The 21,320-nt window shown below is 36.6% G+C and carries 14 protein-coding genes; 10 read left to right on the forward strand and 4 right to left on the reverse strand.

Going from position 1 to position 21,320, the window contains the following annotated elements; all coding sequences use genetic code 11:
* Position 1 precedes the first annotated feature (1 nt).
* Genes SBH76_RS10515 through SBH76_RS10525 form a run of 3 tightly spaced genes read right to left on the reverse strand, consistent with a single transcriptional unit; the run spans position 2 to position 2,863 of the window.
* Positions 2–1,057: an ABC transporter substrate-binding protein gene (locus SBH76_RS10515; RefSeq protein ID WP_317977772.1), complete on the reverse strand. Its 1,056-nt coding sequence runs from the start codon at positions 1,055–1,057 to the stop codon at positions 2–4.
* 16 nt (positions 1,058–1,073) lie between these two features.
* Positions 1,074–1,829 (reverse strand): ABC transporter ATP-binding protein, encoded by a 756-nt coding sequence (locus tag SBH76_RS10520; protein ID WP_317977773.1) that lies wholly within the window; start codon positions 1,827–1,829, stop codon positions 1,074–1,076.
* Complete coding sequence (locus SBH76_RS10525; RefSeq protein ID WP_314098823.1) at positions 1,829–2,863, reverse strand: FecCD family ABC transporter permease; 1,035 nt, start codon at positions 2,861–2,863, stop codon at positions 1,829–1,831. The genes SBH76_RS10520 and SBH76_RS10525 overlap by 1 nt, the downstream gene beginning before the upstream one ends.
* A gap of 142 nt (positions 2,864–3,005) precedes the next feature.
* On the opposite strand from SBH76_RS10525, the gene SBH76_RS10530 reads away from it, so the two are divergent.
* The 7 genes from SBH76_RS10530 to proC all read left to right on the forward strand — a co-directional run bounded on the left by SBH76_RS10530 (position 3,006) and on the right by proC (position 14,638).
* A complete protein-coding gene (locus tag SBH76_RS10530) occupies positions 3,006–3,803 on the forward strand; it encodes an AraC family transcriptional regulator (protein ID WP_317977774.1) in 798 nt (265 codons plus the stop codon).
* A 306-nt stretch (positions 3,804–4,109) separates the two neighbouring features.
* Complete coding sequence (gene xdh / locus SBH76_RS10535) at positions 4,110–6,689, forward strand: selenium-dependent xanthine dehydrogenase (RefSeq protein ID WP_317977775.1); 2,580 nt, start codon at positions 4,110–4,112, stop codon at positions 6,687–6,689.
* A gap of 175 nt (positions 6,690–6,864) precedes the next feature.
* A complete protein-coding gene (locus SBH76_RS10540) occupies positions 6,865–9,201 on the forward strand; it encodes an efflux RND transporter permease subunit (RefSeq protein ID WP_317977776.1) in 2,337 nt (778 codons plus the stop codon).
* A complete protein-coding gene (locus tag SBH76_RS10545; protein WP_317977777.1) occupies positions 9,167–12,154 on the forward strand; it encodes a hypothetical protein in 2,988 nt (995 codons plus the stop codon). The genes SBH76_RS10540 and SBH76_RS10545 overlap by 35 nt, the downstream gene beginning before the upstream one ends.
* Positions 12,155–12,280: 126 nt before the next feature.
* Positions 12,281–12,931 (forward strand): SGNH/GDSL hydrolase family protein, encoded by a 651-nt coding sequence (locus SBH76_RS10550; protein WP_317977778.1) that lies wholly within the window; start codon positions 12,281–12,283, stop codon positions 12,929–12,931.
* A 1-nt stretch (position 12,932) separates the two neighbouring features.
* Positions 12,933–13,844 carry a LysR family transcriptional regulator gene (locus tag SBH76_RS10555; protein ID WP_007590976.1) on the forward strand — a complete coding sequence of 304 codons (912 nt, stop codon included), beginning with the start codon at positions 12,933–12,935 and terminating at the stop codon, positions 13,842–13,844.
* 8 nt (positions 13,845–13,852) lie between these two features.
* On the forward strand, positions 13,853–14,638 hold the full coding sequence (gene proC, locus SBH76_RS10560; RefSeq protein WP_317977779.1) for a pyrroline-5-carboxylate reductase: 786 nt from the start codon (positions 13,853–13,855) through the stop codon (positions 14,636–14,638).
* Between the two features lie 53 nt (positions 14,639–14,691).
* Here the strand turns inward: proC and SBH76_RS10565 are convergent, their stop codons facing one another.
* A complete protein-coding gene (locus SBH76_RS10565; protein WP_315037058.1) occupies positions 14,692–15,078 on the reverse strand; it encodes a hypothetical protein in 387 nt (128 codons plus the stop codon).
* Positions 15,079–15,320: 242 nt separating this feature from the next.
* Between SBH76_RS10565 and SBH76_RS10570 the strand changes: the two genes are divergently transcribed.
* The 3 genes from SBH76_RS10570 (at position 15,321) to SBH76_RS10580 (ending at position 21,286) form a co-directional block, all read left to right on the forward strand.
* On the forward strand, positions 15,321–16,472 hold the full coding sequence (locus SBH76_RS10570) for an NAD(P)H-hydrate epimerase (protein ID WP_317977780.1): 1,152 nt from the start codon (positions 15,321–15,323) through the stop codon (positions 16,470–16,472).
* Positions 16,473–16,543: 71 nt separating this feature from the next.
* Entirely contained in the window at positions 16,544–19,585 is a 3,042-nt protein-coding gene (locus SBH76_RS10575) for a DNA translocase FtsK 4TM domain-containing protein (RefSeq protein WP_317977781.1), read from the forward strand.
* A 30-nt stretch (positions 19,586–19,615) separates the two neighbouring features.
* Positions 19,616–21,286 carry a formate--tetrahydrofolate ligase gene (locus SBH76_RS10580; protein ID WP_317977782.1) on the forward strand — a complete coding sequence of 557 codons (1,671 nt, stop codon included), beginning with the start codon at positions 19,616–19,618 and terminating at the stop codon, positions 21,284–21,286.
* Positions 21,287–21,320 lie beyond the last annotated feature (34 nt).

The raw sequence follows: 21,320 nt of genomic DNA on the forward strand, positions 1-21,320 counted from the left end.
TTTATTTATTCAGGAAGGTATTTATATCTTCCAGGGCTTTAACGGAAGAAGTACCGTAGTCCATAAACTCATCATATGAGATAGTCATGATTTTATTATTTGCTATTGCAGGGACATCACTTAGAACGGTATTATTCTTCATAAGCTCCACTGCATTTGCATCCAAATCTTTATTTCTGTCACTTGTAACATAGATAATCACTTCAGGAGCCATTGTAACAAGATTTTCAAGTGTTAAGTCGGAAGTTCCGGTTGCAACATTTGTATATCCCAATGTATTCAGTATACTTTCCTGTAGTGCAGACTTGTAAGCACCGAAGGTTGAATCATTGTATGCACACATGATGAGGGCATTTTTTAATTCACCTGAGTTTTTATCTGAAGATGAAACTGCATTGATTTTTTTCTCAAGTTCATCGGCATATGCATTTGCCTTTTCCTGTGCATTGAAGATTATTCCTATATTTCTTATATCCTCAATAACATTTTCAATACTTTGCTTCATATTGGAAACAGATGCTTTTTGAGTGTATATAGGTATAGAGTTTTCGTTCCAGGAGGCAATGGTTCCCAAAGATTTATCTGAAAACATCATATTTCTTCCTATTATAATATCAGGATTATTGGACAATACAACTTCTTTTGATACACTCTTTTTGTCACCGATATGAGGTATAGCAGCAATGGCATCGGCATAATCACCTGTAACTTCATTATCGGGATTTAACATACCTACAATTTTGTCCTGTAATCCGAGGTCGATAAGCATTTCTGTAGATGAGAGATTATTGGTTATTATTCGCTCAGGAGCTTTTTCAAATACCTGAGTGATTTCTTTACCGTCAGCATCATAAGTTGTAATGCTGACAGGATAAACAGTTTCAGAAGACTTCTTTTCATCCGCGGTTGAACTTTCAGATACGGAAGTACTTTCCGCTACAGCTGAGCTTGTTTCGGCTACGGTACTGCTTGCAGAATTATTGTTTGAGGCTGTTGCACATCCTACAAGTGCAAGAGAAATACATGTGCTTAGAGCTATGTTAAATATTTTTTTCATTTTAATTCCTTTCATATTAAATATATTCTATCAAGGCTTGATTATCATCAGCCCATGATATTTTACAATCGATATCATATACATCTTTCATAGATTCTTTGGTTATAGTTGATTTAGGACTGCCTTCGTACTTTATCTCACCTCCCTTCATAAGATATATGTAATCTGAATATTTACATGCAAGCTGTATATCATGGAGTACGGCAAGCACATTTATATTCAAATCTTTTATAATTTGCAAAATTTCGATTTTATATTTTATGTCAAGATGGTTTGTAGGTTCGTCAAGAAGCAGCAGGCTCGGTCTTTGTGCAATGGCACGTGCAAGTGCTACACGTTGCTTTTCACCACCTGATAAGGAGAGGTAGGAGCGATCGGATTTATCAAGCATGCCCACTTTTCTCAATGCATCCTTTACAATATCATAATCGATCTGCTTTTCAGTCTGCATAAATCCTATATGAGGTGTTCTGCCAAGCATTACCATATCTTCTACATTGCAATCAAAATTTATTTCATTGAACTGTGCAACGACAGCCATTTCTTTTGCTGAATCTTTCAAACGTATATCTTCCATATTTTTATTGTTCAATAAAATTTCACCAAAGGAAGGTTTTAAAATTCTGTATATGGTTTTTAGAAGAGTTGTTTTACCGCATCCGTTCGGTCCGAGTATTGAATAGAATTTATTTCCTTTAACATCTATAGAGACATTATGCAATATTGTTTTGTCCTTTATGGAGTATGATATATTATTACAAATTAAATTCATTATCTTTGCCCCTTTCTCTGATTTTGTATAACAATATAAATAAAGAAAGGACCGCCTACTAAAGATGTAAATATTCCTATAGGCAACTCGGCTTTATCGATAAGACATCTTGCAAGTATATCCGACCAAAGTATAAAAAGACTACCGAGAATTGCTGAAAGCGGTATGATTTTTTTATGGTCGGTACCTACAAGAATCCTTGATATATGAGGTGTTATCAAACCTACAAAACCTATTATTCCGCATTTTGAGACTAAAATTCCTGTTATCATAGATATAAAAATCATATATATAAACCTGTATCTATGTAAATTTATTCCCAAAGTGACAGCAACCTCATCACCCATAAGCATCGTATTTAAAACTCTGTACTGTGTTATAAAGAATATAAAGGATGCGGGAATAATAAATAAAGGCAGGTCTATATCTTTCCATGAAGCACTTGCAAGCGAACCCATAGTCCAGAATTTTATTGTCATCATGCTGTCTGAATTGGCACCTATTGAAATTATAAAGTTGGAAAATGCGCTAAATAGAGCATTTACAACGGCACCTGAAAGTATAAGACTTGTTGTAGTAATCTTTTTACCAAGAGATGCTATAAAAAGTACTATTCCGGTTGAAATGACGGAGCCGAAAAATGCACCGGTTCCGGTCAAAGATTTTAAACCGAGTATAATAAACAAAGTGGCTCCAAACGTAGCACCGGCAGAAATTCCAAGTATATACGGCTCTGAAATGGGATTATTGACGGTAGTTTGCATTATTGTTCCGCAAAGTGCCAATCCTGCTCCTACAAAAAGCCCCATTATTACTCTGGGAACCCTCATATTCAACACAATGGCAACTGTAGACTTTGAGAAAGCACTTATACTCCCACTACCTGATATACTGTTTGAAATTATATTAAAAGTATCTTTTAAGCCTATTCTTACCGCACCAAGTGAAATTCCTGCGAGCATTGAAAAGAGAAGAAATACACACAGCGCCATAAGCAGCAGTATAAACTTAAAGTCATTTTTACTCTTTGACATAAATATATTTATAAAACCTTTCATATTATATAGTTAGTGATACCTAACAATGATATTATAATTGATATTTTTAAAATTTGAATATAGAATAATATAAAGATATGGACTATTATTAAAAATATAGTCCATAAAAGGAGGGCTTGTGAAGGAAAAAGAGTTTTTATTGGATTGTCAAAGAGAATACAGCAGCAGAAAGTATCTGATTACAGGAGTTTCTCTACAGGAAAAAACCAAGGGAGAGCATATTTCTTATGATACTACTCACAGTGCTTTCATATATACATTGGAAGGCGGAGCGGATATTAATTTTAATGATAAAAGTTTTACAGCTACGCCTGACGTAGTTATTCACGGTGCAAAAAACAGAAAAATAACTTTTGATGTAATTACAGATGAGCCTTTTATACATTTAAATATATATTACGATCCGGAAGTTCCATGGCATGGTTATAGTGATATTATGAACTCGGTATATAAAATATCCGGTTTTGGTCAGGATATTTCAAAAGAATTGTTGTCTAAATTAAAAGCAAGTGTAGAGAGAGCAAGTTTTGACGATCATGTGCACAACAGTATTATTGCTCAACAACTTATTCTAAGTTCATTCGGCTATTCTATGATAAATCGGGAAATATTACAGATAGAAAATGCCGTGGAATTTATGGAAAAATCCTATAATAAAAATTTGTGCCTTGAAGATCTGGCCGATATTGCAGGTATGAACAAGGCTCATTTTTCGTATACATTTAATAAGATTTATCATATAAGACCTATAGATTATCTTATAAGATTACGCCTAAAAAAGGCTGTAAATATGCTGTTGTCGGGGGTATCCGTTACTGAAACGGCCATAAATGTGGGGTATCGTGACCCGCTTTATTTCAGTAGACTATATAAAAAATATTTTGGTATCTCACCAAGTCAAACATTAAGGAAATAGGGCAAAATGTTGCTTATTATCGAATACATAAATAAAATAAAGTTTATTTATTCTAAAAATTATGCTATAATGTCGACAATACATTGTTGAAAAATGTGAATAAGATTACGGGATATTTTCTTTAAGGAAGATATATCTAAAATTTTTTTTGGTAAAAATAACATTTAGATCTTGTGTTCAAAAATCTGAAATTAATTGTTATAAACCCGAATTAAATTTACAAACAATCATATATGCCGCGATTTTAAAAAGATAAAATCAGCAACGTATTTAATGGCATATAAATACATCGTGGAGGGAATTTTGATGTACAGTTTTACAGTTAACGGTAAATTGGTTGAAACTGAAAAAGAAGTGTCACTTTTAAGATTTTTACGTGACGATTTAAAGCTCAAATCTATAAAAGACGGATGTAGTCAGGGAGCTTGCGGTACTTGTACCATTATAATTGACGGAAAAGCTACCAGAGCCTGTGTTATGACTACAAAAAGAGCACAGGGAATGAACATTGTTTCTGTTGAGGGATTAAGCGACTTTGAAAAAGAGGCATTTGTATATGCATTCGGATCAAAAGGTGCTGTACAGTGCGGATTCTGTATTCCGGGTATGGTAATGTCAGGTAAAGCTCTTATTGACAGAAATCCTAATCCTACAGAAGACGAAATCAAAGAGGCGATAAAGGGAAATATCTGTAGATGTACAGGATATAAGAAGATTATTGAGGGTATTGACCTTACGGCTCAGATACTTAGAGGCGACAGAAAGATTGATGAAGAGCTTGAAAAGGGTGATGACTACGGTGTAGGTTCAAATGCTTTCAGAATTGATGTAAGAGACAAGGTTCTCGGTATCGGTGAGTATGTTGATGATGTGGAACTTGAAAATATGCTCCATGTATCGGCAGTAAGAACAAAGTATCCAAGAGCAAGAATACTTGATATAGATGTTTCAGAGGCTCTAGCGCTTGAAGGTGTGGTTGCAATATATACTTCCGAGGATGTACCGAATAATAAGGTTGGACACATCCAGCAGGATTGGGACGTTATGATTCCAAAGGGTGAAGTTACCAGATTTGTCGGTGATGCATTGTGTCTTGTTGTGGCGGAGAGTGAAGAAATATTAAAGAAGGCTAAGACTTTAGTTAAAGTGGAATATGAGGTACTTGAGCCTGTAAGAAATATAGATGAGGCTAAGGCGGAGAATGCACCTAAGGTTCATCCAAACGGAAACCTTTGTCAGTCAAGACATGTTAAAAGAGGTGATGCAAAGGAAGCAATCGCAAATTCAAAGTATACTGTTACCGAGACATTTGATACACCTTTTACAGAGCATGCCTTCCTTGAGCCGGAGTGTGCTATAGCAATGCCGTATAAGGACGGTGTAAAGATTTTCAGTACCGATCAGAGTGTATTCGATACAAGAAAAGAAGTAGCTATAATGTTCGGCTGGGATCCGTCAAAAGTTGTTGTAGAGAACAAGTATGTAGGTGGCGGATTCGGTGGAAAAGAGGACGTTTCCGTTCAGCATATAGCGGCACTTTGTGCATATAAGCTTGGAAGAACGGTTAAGGCGAAGTTTAGCAGAGACGAGTCGCTTGCATTCCATCCGAAGCGTCATGCAATGCACGGTACATTTACTCTTGGATGTGATGAAAACGGTATATTTACAGGACTTGACTGTGATATCTATTTTGATACAGGTGCATATGCGTCTCTTTGCGGACCTGTACTTGAGCGTGCATGTACTCATGCGGTAGGACCATATTGCTATCAGAATCATGATATAAGAGGATACGGATACTATACAAATAACCCTCCTGCAGGCGCTTTCAGAGGATTCGGAGTGTGCCAGAGTGAGTTTGCGCTTGAGTCCATTATAGATTTACTTGCAGAAAAGGTTGGAATATCACCTTGGGAAATCAGATACAGAAATGCTATCGAACCGGGCAAGGTATTGCCTAACGGACAGATAGCAGACTGTTCAACAGCTCTTAAAGAGACATTGGAAGCTGTAAAAGATGCTTATGAAGCAAACTATCCGAATGTAGGCTTGGCATGTGCTATGAAGAATGCCGGCGTAGGTGTAGGACTTCCTGATACAGGACGTGCAAAACTTATTGTTAATGACGGTGTTATAGAGATATATTGCGGTGCTTCCGATATCGGTCAGGGTTGCGCAACAATATTTATACAGATGGCGGCGGAAACTTTGAATTTGCCGAAGTACAAGTTTAAAAATATGGGATGTAACTCTGAATTTGATCCTGATTCAGGTACTACTTCAGGATCAAGACAGACTCTTATAAGCGGTGAGGCCATAAGAAGAGTTTCTCTTGAACTTAAAAAGGACCTTGATGCTGTTGGCGGAGATTTAAATAAGCTTAACGGTAAAGACTACTATGCAGAGTACTTTGAGCCTACAGATAAGCTCGGTGCAGATGTACCTTTCCCTAAGTCTCATGTTGCATACGGATTCGCTACACATCTTGTTGTACTTGATGATGACGGTAAGGTTAAAAAGGTTTATGCCGCTCATGACTCAGGAAAGGTGGTAAACCCTATTTCAATACAGGGTCAGATAGAGGGTGGAGTGCTTATGTCACTCGGATATGCACTTACAGAGGACTTTAAGCTTCAAGATTGTATGGTCAAGTCAAAGTATGGAACACTTGGTCTTATGAGAGCTACAGATATACCTGAGATTGAGGCGATATATGTGGAGAAGGAAGAGCTCCTTGGAGTGGCATACGGTTCAAAGGGTATCGGTGAGATTGCAACAATTCCTACCGCACCGGCAGTACAGAATGCATACTATAAGAGAGACGGCAAATTAAGACCGAAATTACCTATGGATGACACATATTATACAAATAAAAAGAAAAAATAAATAAGGAATAATTTTTGTTGGGATTCAATATGGATCCCAACTTTTTTATTTAAAAAAGATTTGCTTAAAAAATAATAAACAGATGTTGAAAAAAGCTCTTAAATGTACTATAATACCAAAATAATAGTCACATGTCTAAAAATATACATAAGTATAAAGAATAGGAGAGAGAAAGATGTTTGAAAAGATTGCTTCATTTATAGTGAATAAAAGAAAAGCTTTTCTGGTATTTTTTATTCTTGCCGCAGTATTCGGAGTGTTCAGTTCATCATGGGTAAAGGTAAGTGATAAATTATCAGACTATTTACCGCAGACCTCCGAAACTAAGCAGGGACTTGATATTATGGATAATAACTTTACAACTTTCGGAACGGCAAAAGTTATGATTTACAATGTTGATTACGAAAAAGCTCTTGAAGTATCAAAAGAAATTGCGGATATTAAGGGAGTTTCAAAAGTAGATTTTTATGATAAGTCCGATAAGGATTATGAAAATAAGAATATTGAAGATTATTATAAGAATTTTTCAGCTCTTTATACCATCAGCTTTGACGATGTTGAAAGTTCAAAATTGGTTCAGGACGCAATAGTCAAGGTCAGAGATTTAGTTTCAGCTTATGACAATGTTGTATATACAACTATTGATAAGGATGATGCCAAAGATTTGAACAAGGATATGAAGGTTATATTTGTCCTGGTAATAATCATAATAATTGCAGTGTTATTGTTCACCTCACAAACATATATGGAAATACTGATTTTCATGCTTACATTCGGCATAGCGATAGTACTGAATATAGGTACAAATTTTATATTCGGAAGAATCTCGTTTGTGACAAAGGCTGTAGGTGTGGTATTGCAGTTGGCACTTGCTATTGACTATGCAATAATACTTTTTCACAGATTTATGGAGGAAAGAAGTGAGTATAAGCCTAAGCATGCTCTTATAAAAGCACTTGCAAAGGCTATACCCGAGATATCATCAAGCTCTCTTACCACTATGGCAGGTATGGTGGCACTGATGACAATGCAGTTTCAGATAGGTATGGACCTTGGAAGAGTTTTGCTTAAGTCAATTATATTCAGTATGCTTGCAGTATTTGCATTTATGCCTGCACTGATAATGATGTTTGAAAAACAGATTGAAAAATCAATGCATAAAAATTTTGTACCCAATATAGAAGTATTTGGAAGCGGAATTTTAAAGTTGAAAAGAGTAATACTTCCTTTATTTATAGTTATTACAGTCGGTGGAGTTATACTCTCAAACAAAACCGGATATATATTTGATGTAAATTCCATAGAGTCTGATAAGAAGACCGAATATCTTGAGGCGAAAGAAAAGATTGAGGAGCAGTTTGGAAGAAGCAATATAATGGCGATAGTAATTCCGAAGGAGGACTACTTACGGGAGGCCGCACTGCTTAAAGAAGTTTCAAATATTCAAGGTGTAAAGAGAGTTACAGGTCTTGCAAATATTGAAGTAGGTAATAACGGCGAATATGTACTTACAGACAGTCTAAATCCGAGGGAACTTGCAGAGGTTGCAGATGTTGATGTGGATCTTGTAAAGGCCGCATACAGATTCTATGCATTAAAGAATGAGCAGTATGGTGCGTTTATGAAGAGCATTGACAGCTATAAAATACCTATAATAAATATGGTGGACTTTTTATATAACCAAATTGAAGAGGGCGGTCTTGATATAGATGAGGATACTATCAGCGATATAGAAGATATACATAAGAGTATAACAGATGCAAGAAAACAGCTGGAAAGTGAAAAGTATTCAAGAATTTTACTTATATGGGATAAGCCTCTTGAAGGTGAAGATACCTTTAGCAATATAGATAATGTGCGAGAAATAGCAAAAAAATATTATGATGAAGCATATGTTGTCGGCGACAGTTCAAGTGATTATGATATCAGCAAATCATTTGGAGGTGACAATTTAAGGATCAGTATTGTAACGGCACTTTTGGTTGGCGTTATATTGCTTTTTACATTCCAAAATGCGGCATTGCCTTTTATATTGGTACTTACCATACAGGGAAGTATATGGATAAACTTCAGTTTGCCGTATCTGACGGGTGAGAATATGTTCTTCTTAAGTTATTTGATAGTAAGTTCAATACAGATGGGAGCGACAATTGATTATGCAATTGTTATCACAAGCAGATATCTGGCTCTAAGAGAAGAGATTTCAGACAGAAAGAATGTAATATCAAGAACTTTAAATGAGGCCTTCCCTACAATAGTCACATCGGGAAGTATTATGGCGGCTTCAGGATTTGTAATAGGAAATATCACATCAAATCCGACCATTGCATCTCTTGGAAAAACTCTTGGAAAGGGAGTTGTTATTTCGATGATAATGGTAATGGTGGTGTTGCCTGTATTGCTTTATACTTTTGATTTCATTATTGACAAGACATCGTTTTCAAGAAAAATAAATGAGGAGGAGAATAAAAGAGAAGATGAAGAAGAAAATATCATTATTACTGAGTCTTAGTTTAATATTCGGAAATGTTTTACCGGTATATGCGACTGCAAATGTCGATATTAACTCTGTGCAAAATACACAGGATGTTATAAATATAAGCAGTGCCGATGAACTCATAAGTCTTTCAAAAGGTTCTACTGTTGAGAATTTTACATTAAATAAGACCTATGTTTTAACAAATGACATTGATCTGTCCGATAAGGATTTTAAGCCTGTTTCAATATTCTCCGGAACTCTTGACGGCAGCGGATATACAATAAAGGGACTTAATGTAAGTGAAAAAAGTACAGGTGCAGGTCTTATAAGTGTACTCGGTACAAAGGGAAGCATTAAGAATCTTCATGTGGAAGGAAATATAAGCCCTGACGGAGGTAAGACGGTTGTAGGAGGAGTTGTAGGAACCAATAAAGGCGTTATAGAGAATGTGAGTTTTGCCGGATATGTAACGGCTTATAAAAGAGTAGGAGGTATAGCCGGTGTAAATGATGAAAGCGGATTTATAATCAACTCAAAAAATCATGCTGCCGTAACAGGTACAAAAATAGTCGGAGGTATCTGCGGATATAATAAGGGAAGTATTGTAGGTTCACAAAACCTTGGAAGAATTGCAGGTGATAATGAGAGTGTACTTCCTGATGATGATAAAATGAAAAGTGTACCGGGTATTAACGCTTTAAATACCGTTACAGATGATGTAAAGCAGGAGATGATAGGCGGAATTGCAGGAGTATCAAGCGGAATTATAAGAGATTGTACCAACAGTGAAAAGGTAGGATATTCTCATATAGGATATAAAGTCGGAGGTATAGTCGGCTTACAGACTGGAGCTTTAAATAATTGTATAAATGAAGCCTCAGTTTACGGCAGGAAGGATATAGGAGGTATAGCCGGATTATTAAAGCCTTATATAGAGATTTCATATGAAGGGGATACTATAGACAGTCTTGAAAGACAGACTGAAACTCTCTCAAAGTTATTGGATGCTTTTGAGGCCGAGGTGGATAAAAATGCAACCATATTGGAGAATAATGTAGACGGCATTGATTCCAAAAAAAATGAGCTTGAAGAGAGTATAAATGAAAGAAAAAATTTCCACAGTGAAGAAGCTGATAAATTTGATGCCGGATTGAAAGAAAAAAATAATGATATAAAGAGTATAACCGGTAATATAAACTCCGATATTTCAGATATAGGAGATAATGTTGGAGATTTAAGGCATGGAGAAAGCTATAAGGATATCATCAACGACAGAAACACCAAACTTCAAAATCTTATTGCAGCTATAAAAAATATCAATGAGATATCTAAAAGAATGAAAAGTGATATTGAAGATAAAAAAGAAAGTGCCGACAATATTGCAGACGACTTTCAGGCAATTACTCATGAGATTGACGATTTGTACTCAAAATCAAATGAGTTACTTGACTATCTGGATGATGAGAAAAGTGACTTAAGACAGAATCTTGATAATTCCTATGACACTGTAAGCGGAAAAAAAGATGAGCTTGAAGCTGAGATAAATAAAGCAAGACAAGACTTAAGAAGCAGCAGACAGGATATAAAGGGCAGTGTTGACGGAGTAAGGAATGAAATTGACAATATAAGAGGAACTATTCAAAACGGAGGGGACAGACTAAAAGAGAAAATTGATGACGGAAAAATTTATTTTGACGTATCTGTGAACCCGCCTAAGGAATATGTATACGGCAGACTGGAAAACTCTGCAAACAGGGCAATTATAAACGGTGATATAAATACAGCCGGAATTGTAGGTAGAGTAGGCATAGATCCGGAGGACAGCATTATCACGGAAACAGACATTAAAGATGATGTTGATAAAAGAGGAGAGACGTCTCTTAATTTTTCAAATAATGTATATGCACTGATCCGGTCAAATACAAATGAAGGTGAAATAAATGTAAAAAATGACTACGCAGGAGGCATAGTGGCAAAAGCCGACTATGGGGCAGTCATTGCAAACAAAAACTTTGCCGATGTCAGTTCACAAAACGGATCTTATATAGGAGGAATTGCAGGTTACAGCAAAAATCTTATTAAAGATTCTTATATGCTTGGAGATGTAAAAGGAACAGATTATATAGGAGGAATTGCAGGAATTGCAGGAGATTTGACAGGGAATACCGCAATGAGTACTGTAGTAAGTACCAACTCCGGAAGATTTGGAAGTATTGCCGGAGATGTTTTAAAAGACTCCTATGTAAGTGCGAACAGATATGTTGATGAAGGCGTCGGAGCGATAAATGATATAACTTTAAACTCCGAAGCAGGTATTGTCTCATATGAGGAACTTTTACAGGATAATAATACTCCTGAGGGATTTAAAACGCTAAGAGTAAATTACTTTGTGGGAGATGATATTATAAAGACTGTAAATGTAGCCTATAATTCATATGTCAGCGGTGCCGATATTCCGAAGGCTCCGGAGGTTGAAGGGTATAATACATACTGGGAAAATAAGGAATTAAACAATATAAAGAGAAATATAAATATACATTTGGTTGAGGAAAGATGGAATAAAAATATTTCGGCAGATACAAATGTAAACGGTAAGCCTGTTTTACTTGCAAGTGCATTATTCTATGAAGGGACAAGTATTCAAGTTGAAGAGACCGCCGTACCTGAAACAGATAAAGATGTGATTAAGGCATATAAATACAGCATAATACCTGAAGGAAAATATATTAATGAGGGTATTGAGCTTAGAGTTTTAAATGAGGACGGTAAGGCAAATGCCGTAGGAATAAAGACTGAAAACGGTATTATAAAAGCAGATACAACCAAAGTCGGGTCTTATCTGAGCTTTAAAGTAGACAGTCCACAGGGAGAAATTGTTCTGATCAGGACTGAGAGTATAAATAAATATATTATTATACTTTCCTTTATAGGGGCTGTCGCCGTAATAATTTCAGGATATCTTTATTATAAAAAGAAAAAGAAATAAATATATTAAATACAATCGAGCTGTACAAAGTTTTGTACAGCTCATTTTGATAAATTACCTGTATTGAAAAAGACTGTGAAGTTTTAGTATAATAGAAGAAAACTATGATAACAGATAGGAAGAAATATGAAAAAGAGAGTTGTTATTTTTGGAGATTCAAATACCTGGGGATATGATGCTGCTACAGGGGGCAGATTTAATGAAGAAATCAGATGGCCTATGGTAGCGGCTAAGCTTCTTGGCAATGAATATAGAATATTGGAAGAGGGGCTTTGCGGAAGAACCACATGCCTTGACGATCCTTTTAATGAGGGGCTTTCAGGACTTACATATCTTTTGCCATGCTTACAGACTCATTCACCTATTGATATGCTTGTTATTATGCTTGGAACAAATGACTGTAAGCAAAGATTTTCTTTGACTGCCGCAAATATTGCTCTTGGAATGAGAAGGCTTGTAAAAAAGGCACTGGAGGCGGAAGTTTGGAGGGATAAGCCGAATATACTTGTAATTGCACCGGGACCGATATTAAAAGAATGTGAACTTTCAGATGTAGGCAAAAATATGGGTATATGCTCCGATAAGTCCTACGAAATTGCAAAAGAGTATGAACTTATAGCAAAGGAGCTTGGAGTGGGATTTTTTGATTCGGCTTCATGTGTCACTATGAATGATATCGACTTTATGCATTTAACTGCAGACTCACATAAATCACTTGCAAAGAAGGTAAGCGAAATTATAAAGAATACTTTGGAAAGTAAAGAATTGAAGGCATAGTATGACTTTAACTCAATTAAAATATGCTATAGAAGTGGCAAATGCCGGCTCAATAAATAAGGCCGCAGGAAATCTGTTTATTACGCAGCCAAGCCTTTCATCGGCAATTGCAGAATTGGAATCTGAAATAGGAATAAAACTTTTTTCAAGGAATAACAGAGGCATATTTCTTACACCGGAAGGCAGTGAATTTGTAGGATATGCAAGGCAGGTAGTTGAGCAGTTTGATTTGATAGAGGCAAAATATATTTCAAGTCCGAAGCTAAAAAAGAAATTCAGTGTATCAATGCAGCACTATACTTTTGCAGTAAGTGCTTTTGTAAATCTGGTAAAGCAATTCGGTATGGATGAATATGAATTTGCTGTACATGAGACGAAGACATTTGATGTTATCAATGATGTAAAGACATTTAAAAGTGAGATAGGAATACTTTATTTGAATGATTTTAATAAAAATATTCTGACAAAACTTTTTAATGAATCAAATCTTGTCTTTGCCCCGCTTATGGAGTGCAGTATTTATGTTTATTTGTACAGGAATCATCCTTTGGCAAATAAGAGTAAGATAAAAATGGAAGAACTTATGGATTATCCATGCCTTTCTTTTGAACAGGGAGAGTACAACTCTTTTTACTTTGCTGAAGAGGTACTTTCAACCTATGAATACCATAAACTTATAAAGGCAAATGACAGAGCGACATTGCTTAATCTTATGGTAGGCTTAAACGGATATACACTTTGCTCAGGTATAATATGTGAAGAGTTAAACGGTGACGAGTACATGGCCGTAAAGCTTGATTCTGATGAGAAGATGACTATAGGCTATATTATGAGAAAAGATATAGCAATAAGTGAACTTGGCAAAAAGTATTTGGAAGAGGTATCCAAGTTTAAAGATAAGATATTGGAATAGGAGATACAATGAAAATAGGTGTAATAGGTTTTGGAAATATGGGTTCAGCCATTGCCAAAGGTTTTGTTACCAAAAAGGCGTTGGACATAAAAGATATAGGTGCTTTTGATACATATAAAAAGACAATGGGAAAAGCAAAAGAAGACGGGTTTAATGTATACAATGACGAGTTGGATCTTGTAAAAAATTCGGATGCTGTACTTGTAGCCGTAAAGCCGATACATGCAAAAGCACTTTTTGAAAAAATCGCAAAAAATCTGAAAGATAAATTGATTATATCAATAGTGGCTGGGCTTGAGAGTGGCACTATAAAGTCGTGGATTGGAAGTGATAAAAGAGTACTTAGAATAATGCCGAATACTCCTGCAATAGTTGGAGAAGGAGTATTTGCTCTTGACAGTGACAGCAATGCACTTGATGAGGAAAAGAAAACTGTTGAAGACATGTTTTCGGCAATAGGACTTGTGGAATGGGTAGAAGAGAGACTTTTCCCTGTTGTTACAGGTCTTTCAGGTGGAGGTCCGGCATATGTTGCAATGTTTATAGAGGCATTGGCCGATGCAGGTGTACTTCACGGTTTAAAAAGAGATGTGGCAATAAAGATGGCTGCAAAAACGGTACTTGGAAGTGCGACACAATTGCTTGAGACAGGCATCCATCCGGCGGTATTAAAGGATCTGGTTTGCTCACCTGCAGGTACTACAATAGAAGGTGTAAAAGCGCTTGAAGATTACAGCTTCAGAGCAGGAGTGATAGAAGCAATAAGTGCAGCCACATTAAAATCGAAGAAATAAAAAAAGCCGGCTGCATAATGCAGCCTGACTTTTTTACTCGATTTATTCTTATATCAGTTACCCTTTGTAGCAGCTTCTGCAGCAGATGAAGCAATATTTGCAGCATCATTAGCAAGGCTTGAAGCCATCTCGTTTGCAGCGTCATTAATGCTTGAAACATCAACACCTGCAGACTCCAAAGCTGAAGCAGCTTCTGACAAACCTGACTCTAAAGCTGAAGAAGCCTCGCTGTTTGCAGACTCGATAGCTGAAGAAGCATCAGCCTTACCTGCCTCAACACCTGAAGAAGCCTCTGAAGCTGCTGATTCCATAGCTGAAGAAACTTCGTTTGCAGCTGACTCTACAGCAGATGAAGCATCAGCTTTTTGTGAGCTTGAACCACAAGCAGTAAAAGCAAGCATAGCTATTGCAGCGATTGAAAATAATTTTAATTTTAACATTTTAAATACCTCCCAAAATAGACTGAGTAATCAGCCTTAAGTTTAACAAGAAACGATTTTATACCTATTTATCAAAAATGTCAAACAAAATAGCATTTTATATCTAAAAAAAAGAAAAATAGTTTCGAAAGATTGAATTAAAATTCTTAAATGAAACATTTACGACTCATTATGTCGGTACGTGGAGCAATAAAGAAAAGATATGGTAGCGAATAAAAGCCATGTTTTCGGATAGGAGAATAATGATCAGATTTGAGATAATAGATGAGAATACAAAAAACTTGGAAGAAATAAAACAACTTTACTTTGATGCCTTCCCTTTTGAAGAGAGAATACCTTTTTATATCATGGTGTTGGTCGGCAATGACAGAGGTGTGGAGTTTTTGTCAATTTATGATGATGATAAATGGCTCGGGTTTATACATACATTGGTGGGGGATGAGCTTTCATATATTTTCTATTTTGCTATTGAGAATTCATTGAGGCAGAGCGGATACGGAAGTAAAATATTGCGTGAGTACAAGAAGATGCATCCGAGGCTTTCGCTGGCGATAGAACCGGTTGAAGAAGAAAGCGATAATTTTAAACAGAGAAAGAAAAGACTGGATTTTTACAGAAAAAACGGTTTTGAAACACTTGACACAAGAGTTGTGGAAATGGGTGTGGAGTTTGAACTTATGGGTGCCAAGGGAATGGAAATAAAGGAGAGAGATTACAGAAAACTGGTAAAAAAATTCTTTGATTCTTTTGAGCAAAAAAAAGTGCTGTCTGTAAAAAAGATGAGAGATGCCGACAGCTATACAATTGCAAATTTTGTAGACAGCAAAGAACTTATGTACAGAGCAGGTGAAGCAATATTTTATGTAGGAGACTGGAATATAGGTGATAAGGTACTTGTTGTTGCCGGAAGCGGAAATAATGCAGGTGACGGATATGTGGTTGCGGATTTGTTGAATACGGAAGAAATAGATGTGGAGATACTCTTGATAAAGGATAAGTTCTCAGAGGACGGGCAGTATTATTTCGATATTTGTAAGCAAAACGGTATAAAGTACACTGTTTTGGATGAAAGTATGGACTATGCCGCTTTGCTTGAAAAATTTAATTCATATGATTATATTCTTGACTGTATATACGGTACAGGTTTTAGCGGTGAGGTAAAAGAACCGGTATATTCCCTTATAAAAGCAATAAATGATTCAAATGCAAGTGTGGTAAGTGCCGATATAAACTCCGGAATGAACGGTGATACGGGGGAGGCTGATATATGTGTGAATTCGGATATTACGGTAAGTATAGGCTTTTTAAAGAAAGGTCTTATTACAAATGAAGCTTCAAAACATATAGGTGAACTTGTAAATATGGATATAGGTATAGTAATAGAAGATAAATAATGCAAAATATTGCAAATGATTTCCATATTATGTATACTTAAGAGTAGACTTTATGGAAGTGGAGAATTGAAGTGGCAGGTCGAAAACAAACAACAAAAAAAACAGGTAAAACAAGTAGCCGCAGCAGGGCTAAGAAAAAAATAGATAATAATGAGCAGTTGGATTTCCTTAATTCGGAAATTCTGATGATTGCACTGGTTTGTATATCATTGGTACTTTTTTTAAGTCATTTCGGGCTTATGGGAGTAGTGGGGAAATATCTTAGAATATTTCAGTTAGGAATATTCGGAATACTGGGATTTGCAGTGCCTATGTTTGTATTTGTAGGTGGAGCATTTTTACTGTCAAATATCGGATCAAGTCTTGCAAAAATTAAATTTGCGGGTGTTTTGATGGCCGTGCTTGCTGTTGATGCACTTATATCACTTTTCGGAATACCAAATCTTAAAGAATTCGGACTTATGAGATTTTACACTGAAGGATGGTATGGCGGATTTATCGGTGGAGGATTAGGACTTCTTATATCATCCGTACTTGGAAAAATCGGTGCTATTATCTTCTTTATTGCCGTACTTATAATATCAATCGTAATATTAACCGGAAAATCATTTGTTTCCATAGTAAAAACCGGGGGACAGATGACCATATCAAGAGCTAAGACAGATATGGCAAGGGTAATGGAGCAAAGAAAGCAAAGAAGAGAACAGCAGGCTGTTGAAGAATTCGAATATGAAGAAGATCCCGAGTATGAGGAGGAGTTTGAAGAACTTGACCTTGAAAATAAGAGCGAAGGATATATTGAAGAACTTTTAGGATATAATTACCGTCCGAATAAGGGGAATATTAATCTCGGTGCTATAGATTTTTCAAAGAAGAAAAAGAAGCATGTAGTGGATCTTCCAACTGCAAATGCAGAAATGCATGAGCCTATAGGCGGGATCTTTGATGCTAAGAATGATGAAAACTTTGAAAAAAACGCTTCGGATGCAAATTCTTCAAACGATATTGCATTTCACAGTAAATACGAGGCAAGTTATGAGCCGAGAAAATCAAATACACAGTCTTCAATTATTGTAAATAAAAGACCTGATACCTTCTATGGTAATATAAACAGAGGAAAAGAAGAGTCAAAGTTTGAAAATGATATTGATGAAGAGACATTGAGAAGAGCCAATGAGATACTGGCAAGAAAAGATGAAATAGATATCTATGAGCAGCCAGTGTCAACTATCAGAATCACAGATGACGATACACATGAAGACTTCAGATATATTGATGATGCAAACAGTTTATCCGGTGGAGACGGAAAAGCGGAAAACTCTGAAAGCAGTATTGAGTTTATAAAAGCTTATGACGATGTATATGATGAGCCTATAAGCGGATTACACAGCGATAATTCTTATAATGATGCTTACACATATAACAAGGCAGGGCAAAATGAGCCTGTAAATAATGAATATGTAAAAAAGGAAGAGATTCGCACCGAGAATAGGAACGAAAACACTCTGATAAGTAATGACGGTGAGAGAACCTTGGTAACTGCAGGCGGAAAGGTTATAGTTTCGGATACTTCAGCATTGCAAAAGAAGATGGAGGAGCAAAGAGCCAATTCACCACAGGGAAAGATAAGAAATGAAATTGCAAAGAAAGTTCAAAGACCTTATACATATCCGGGTACATTTCTGTTAAACAAGAATACTGAAGTGGGAGAGGCAATATCGGACAGTGAATACAGAAATACCGCAATTACATTGCAGGAGACATTGGCAAGCTTTGATGTAAATGTAACGGTGGAAGATATAAGTGTAGGACCGTCTGTAACACTTTATGAGTTAAAACCTGAACAGGGCGTAAAGGTATCTAAAGTACTCTCACTTGCAAATGATATTAAACTTGCATTGGCGGCAAGTGATATAAGAATTGAGGCACCTATACCGGGCAAATCCGCCATAGGTATAGAGGTACCGAATAAGCAAAAGCAGACGGTATTCTTAAGAGATCTTTTTGAGAGCAGAGCTTTTAAAAACGGAAATGAAAGTATCGGATTTGCGGTAGGTAAGGACATTTCAGGTAAAGTAATAGTTTCGGATATTGCAAAGATGCCTCATGTACTTATTGCAGGTGCTACCGGCTCAGGAAAATCGGTATGTATCAATACTTTGATAATGAGTATTATATACAAATATTCACCTGAAGATGTAAAACTTATCATGGTGGACCCTAAGGTTGTAGAGCTTTCGGTATACAACGGCATACCTCATCTTTTGATACCTGTTGTAACGGAGCCTAAGAAGGCGGCTTCGGCACTCAACTGGGCCGTTGCCGAGATGGGCGAGAGATATAAGAAGTTTGCGGCTACAGGTGTAAGGGATCTTACAGCATATAATAAGAGAATAGAAGAGGCGAGAAGAAGAGGCAATATTGAAGGCTTGCCTGAGAAATTGCCGAAGATAGTTATAATTATAGACGAGTTGGCAGATCTTATGATGGTTGCAAACAATGAGGTTGAAGATGCAATAGTAAGACTTGCACAGCTTGCGAGAGCATGCGGAATTCACCTTGTTATAGCTACACAAAGACCAAGCGTAAATGTCATTACAGGTATAATAAAGGCCAATATACCTTCAAGAATTGCCTTTGCCGTATCTTCAGGTACAGACTCCAGAACCATACTTGACAGTAACGGTGCAGAAAAGCTTCTTGGAAAGGGTGATATGCTGTTTGCACCATACGGTTCGTCAACACCTATGAGAGTACAGGGTGCATTTGTATCCGATGAAGAGGTGTCTGCAGTGGTTGATTTCCTTAAAAATCAAGGAATGCAGGCGGCATATGATGAGAATACAATCAAACAGATTGAAGAGACACAGAATGCGTCAAGTGCCGGAAGTGATATTTCTGAAAGAGATGAGCTGTTTGAGGCTGCAGGAAGATATATAATAGAAAAGGACAAATCTTCTATAGGTAATCTTCAAAGAAACTTTAAAATAGGCTTTAACAGAGCCGCAAGAATAATGGATCAGCTTGCAAGTGCGGGGGTTGTAGGTGGTGAAGCCGGAACAAAGAAAAGAGAAATATTGATGAATATGGACGAGTTCTTGGATATTTTATAAATATCCGGGAACTTATCTTTAGGAGGATATATGCGTAGCGATATCGAGATTGCAAGAAGTATAGAAATGAAAAATATTGCCGAAGTGGCAAAAGAATACGGGATAGATGCCGATGACTTGGAAATGTACGGAAAGTACAAGGCAAAGCTTAGCGAAGAGTTTTTAAAAGCTCATGAAGATAAAAAAAGAGGTAAGCTTGTACTTGTAACGGCAATAAATCCTACTCCTGCAGGAGAGGGTAAGACTACAACTCTTGTAGGTCTTGGACAGGCATTTAAAGAGATGGGAAAGAGTGCTGTAATAGCGCTTAGAGAGCCTTCTCTCGGACCATGTTTCGGTGTAAAAGGCGGAGCTGCCGGAGGCGGATATGCGCAGGTGGTACCTATGGATGAGTTAAATCTTCATTTTACAGGAGATTTTCATGCCATAACATCCGCAAACAATCTTCTGGCTGCTATGTTGGACAATCATATTCAGCAGGGAAATGCACTTGGAATAGATACAGGAGCAATCATTCATAAAAGATGCATAGATATGAATGATAGAGTACTTAGAAATATAGTTGTAGGTCTGGGAAATAAGACCGACGGAGTTGTAAGAGAAGATCATTTTGTAATCTCGGTGGCATCTGAGATAATGGCAATATTATGTTTGTCAAAGGATATGGCTGATTTGAAGGAAAGACTTTCAAATATTATAGTGGCATATAATTTTAAAGGAGAGCCTGTATTTGCCAAAGATTTAAAAGCTGTGGGAGCTATGGCGGCGCTTTTAAAAGATGCAATAAAACCGAATATCGTACAGACTCTTAATCATTCACTTGCACTTGTTCACGGCGGACCTTTTGCAAATATAGCACATGGATGTAATTCACTAAGAGCTACAAAGATTGCAATGGGAATGGCCGATATAGCACTTACAGAGGCGGGATTCGGCGCGGACCTCGGAGCGGAGAAGTTCTTTGATATAAAATGCAGAAAGGCGGGAATTGCTCCCGATTGTGTGGTAATAGTAGCTACTGTAAGAGCGCTTAAATATAACGGCGGAGTGGCAAAGGAAGATTTATCAAATGAAAATCTTGAAGCCTTAAAAAAGGGTATAGTAAATCTTGAAAAGCATATTGAAAATATAAAACTTTTCGGAGTTCCTGTAGTGGTTACTTTAAATAATTTTGTCAGTGATACAAAGGCTGAAGTTGACTTTATAAGAGAGTTTTGTGAAAGCAGAAATTGCGAGTTTGCCGTTTCAAAGGTATGGGAAGAAGGCGGAAAGGGCGGAGTAGAGTTGGCCCAAAAGATTCTTTATACACTTGAAAACAAAAAGAGCGAGTTTACTTTGCTTTACCCTGATGATATGAGTCTTGAAGATAAGCTTTATACTATTGCAACAAAAATATACGGAGCAAAGAATGTAGTGTATTCACCTGCAGCAAAGAAGGCTCTTGATAGGGCAAAAGCACTTGGCTTTGATAAATTGCCGATATGTGTGGCAAAGAATCAGTATTCACTTTCAGATGACCCTAAGAAACTTGGAAGACCTGAGGACTTTGAGATAAATGTAAGAGAAGTATATGTGAATGCCGGAGCAGGTTTTGTGGTTGCAATAACAGGAAATATTATGACCATGCCGGGACTTCCGAAGGTCCCTGCTGCAGAAGCGGTAGATGTGGATGATAACGGAAATATAGTAGGATTGTTCTAAAAGACCTTAAAGTAAACATCTGTAAAAGGGAGAA

Source organism: Lachnoanaerobaculum sanguinis (genome assembly GCF_033242365.1).
Lineage (GTDB): Bacteria > Bacillota > Clostridia > Lachnospirales > Lachnospiraceae > Lachnoanaerobaculum > Lachnoanaerobaculum sanguinis.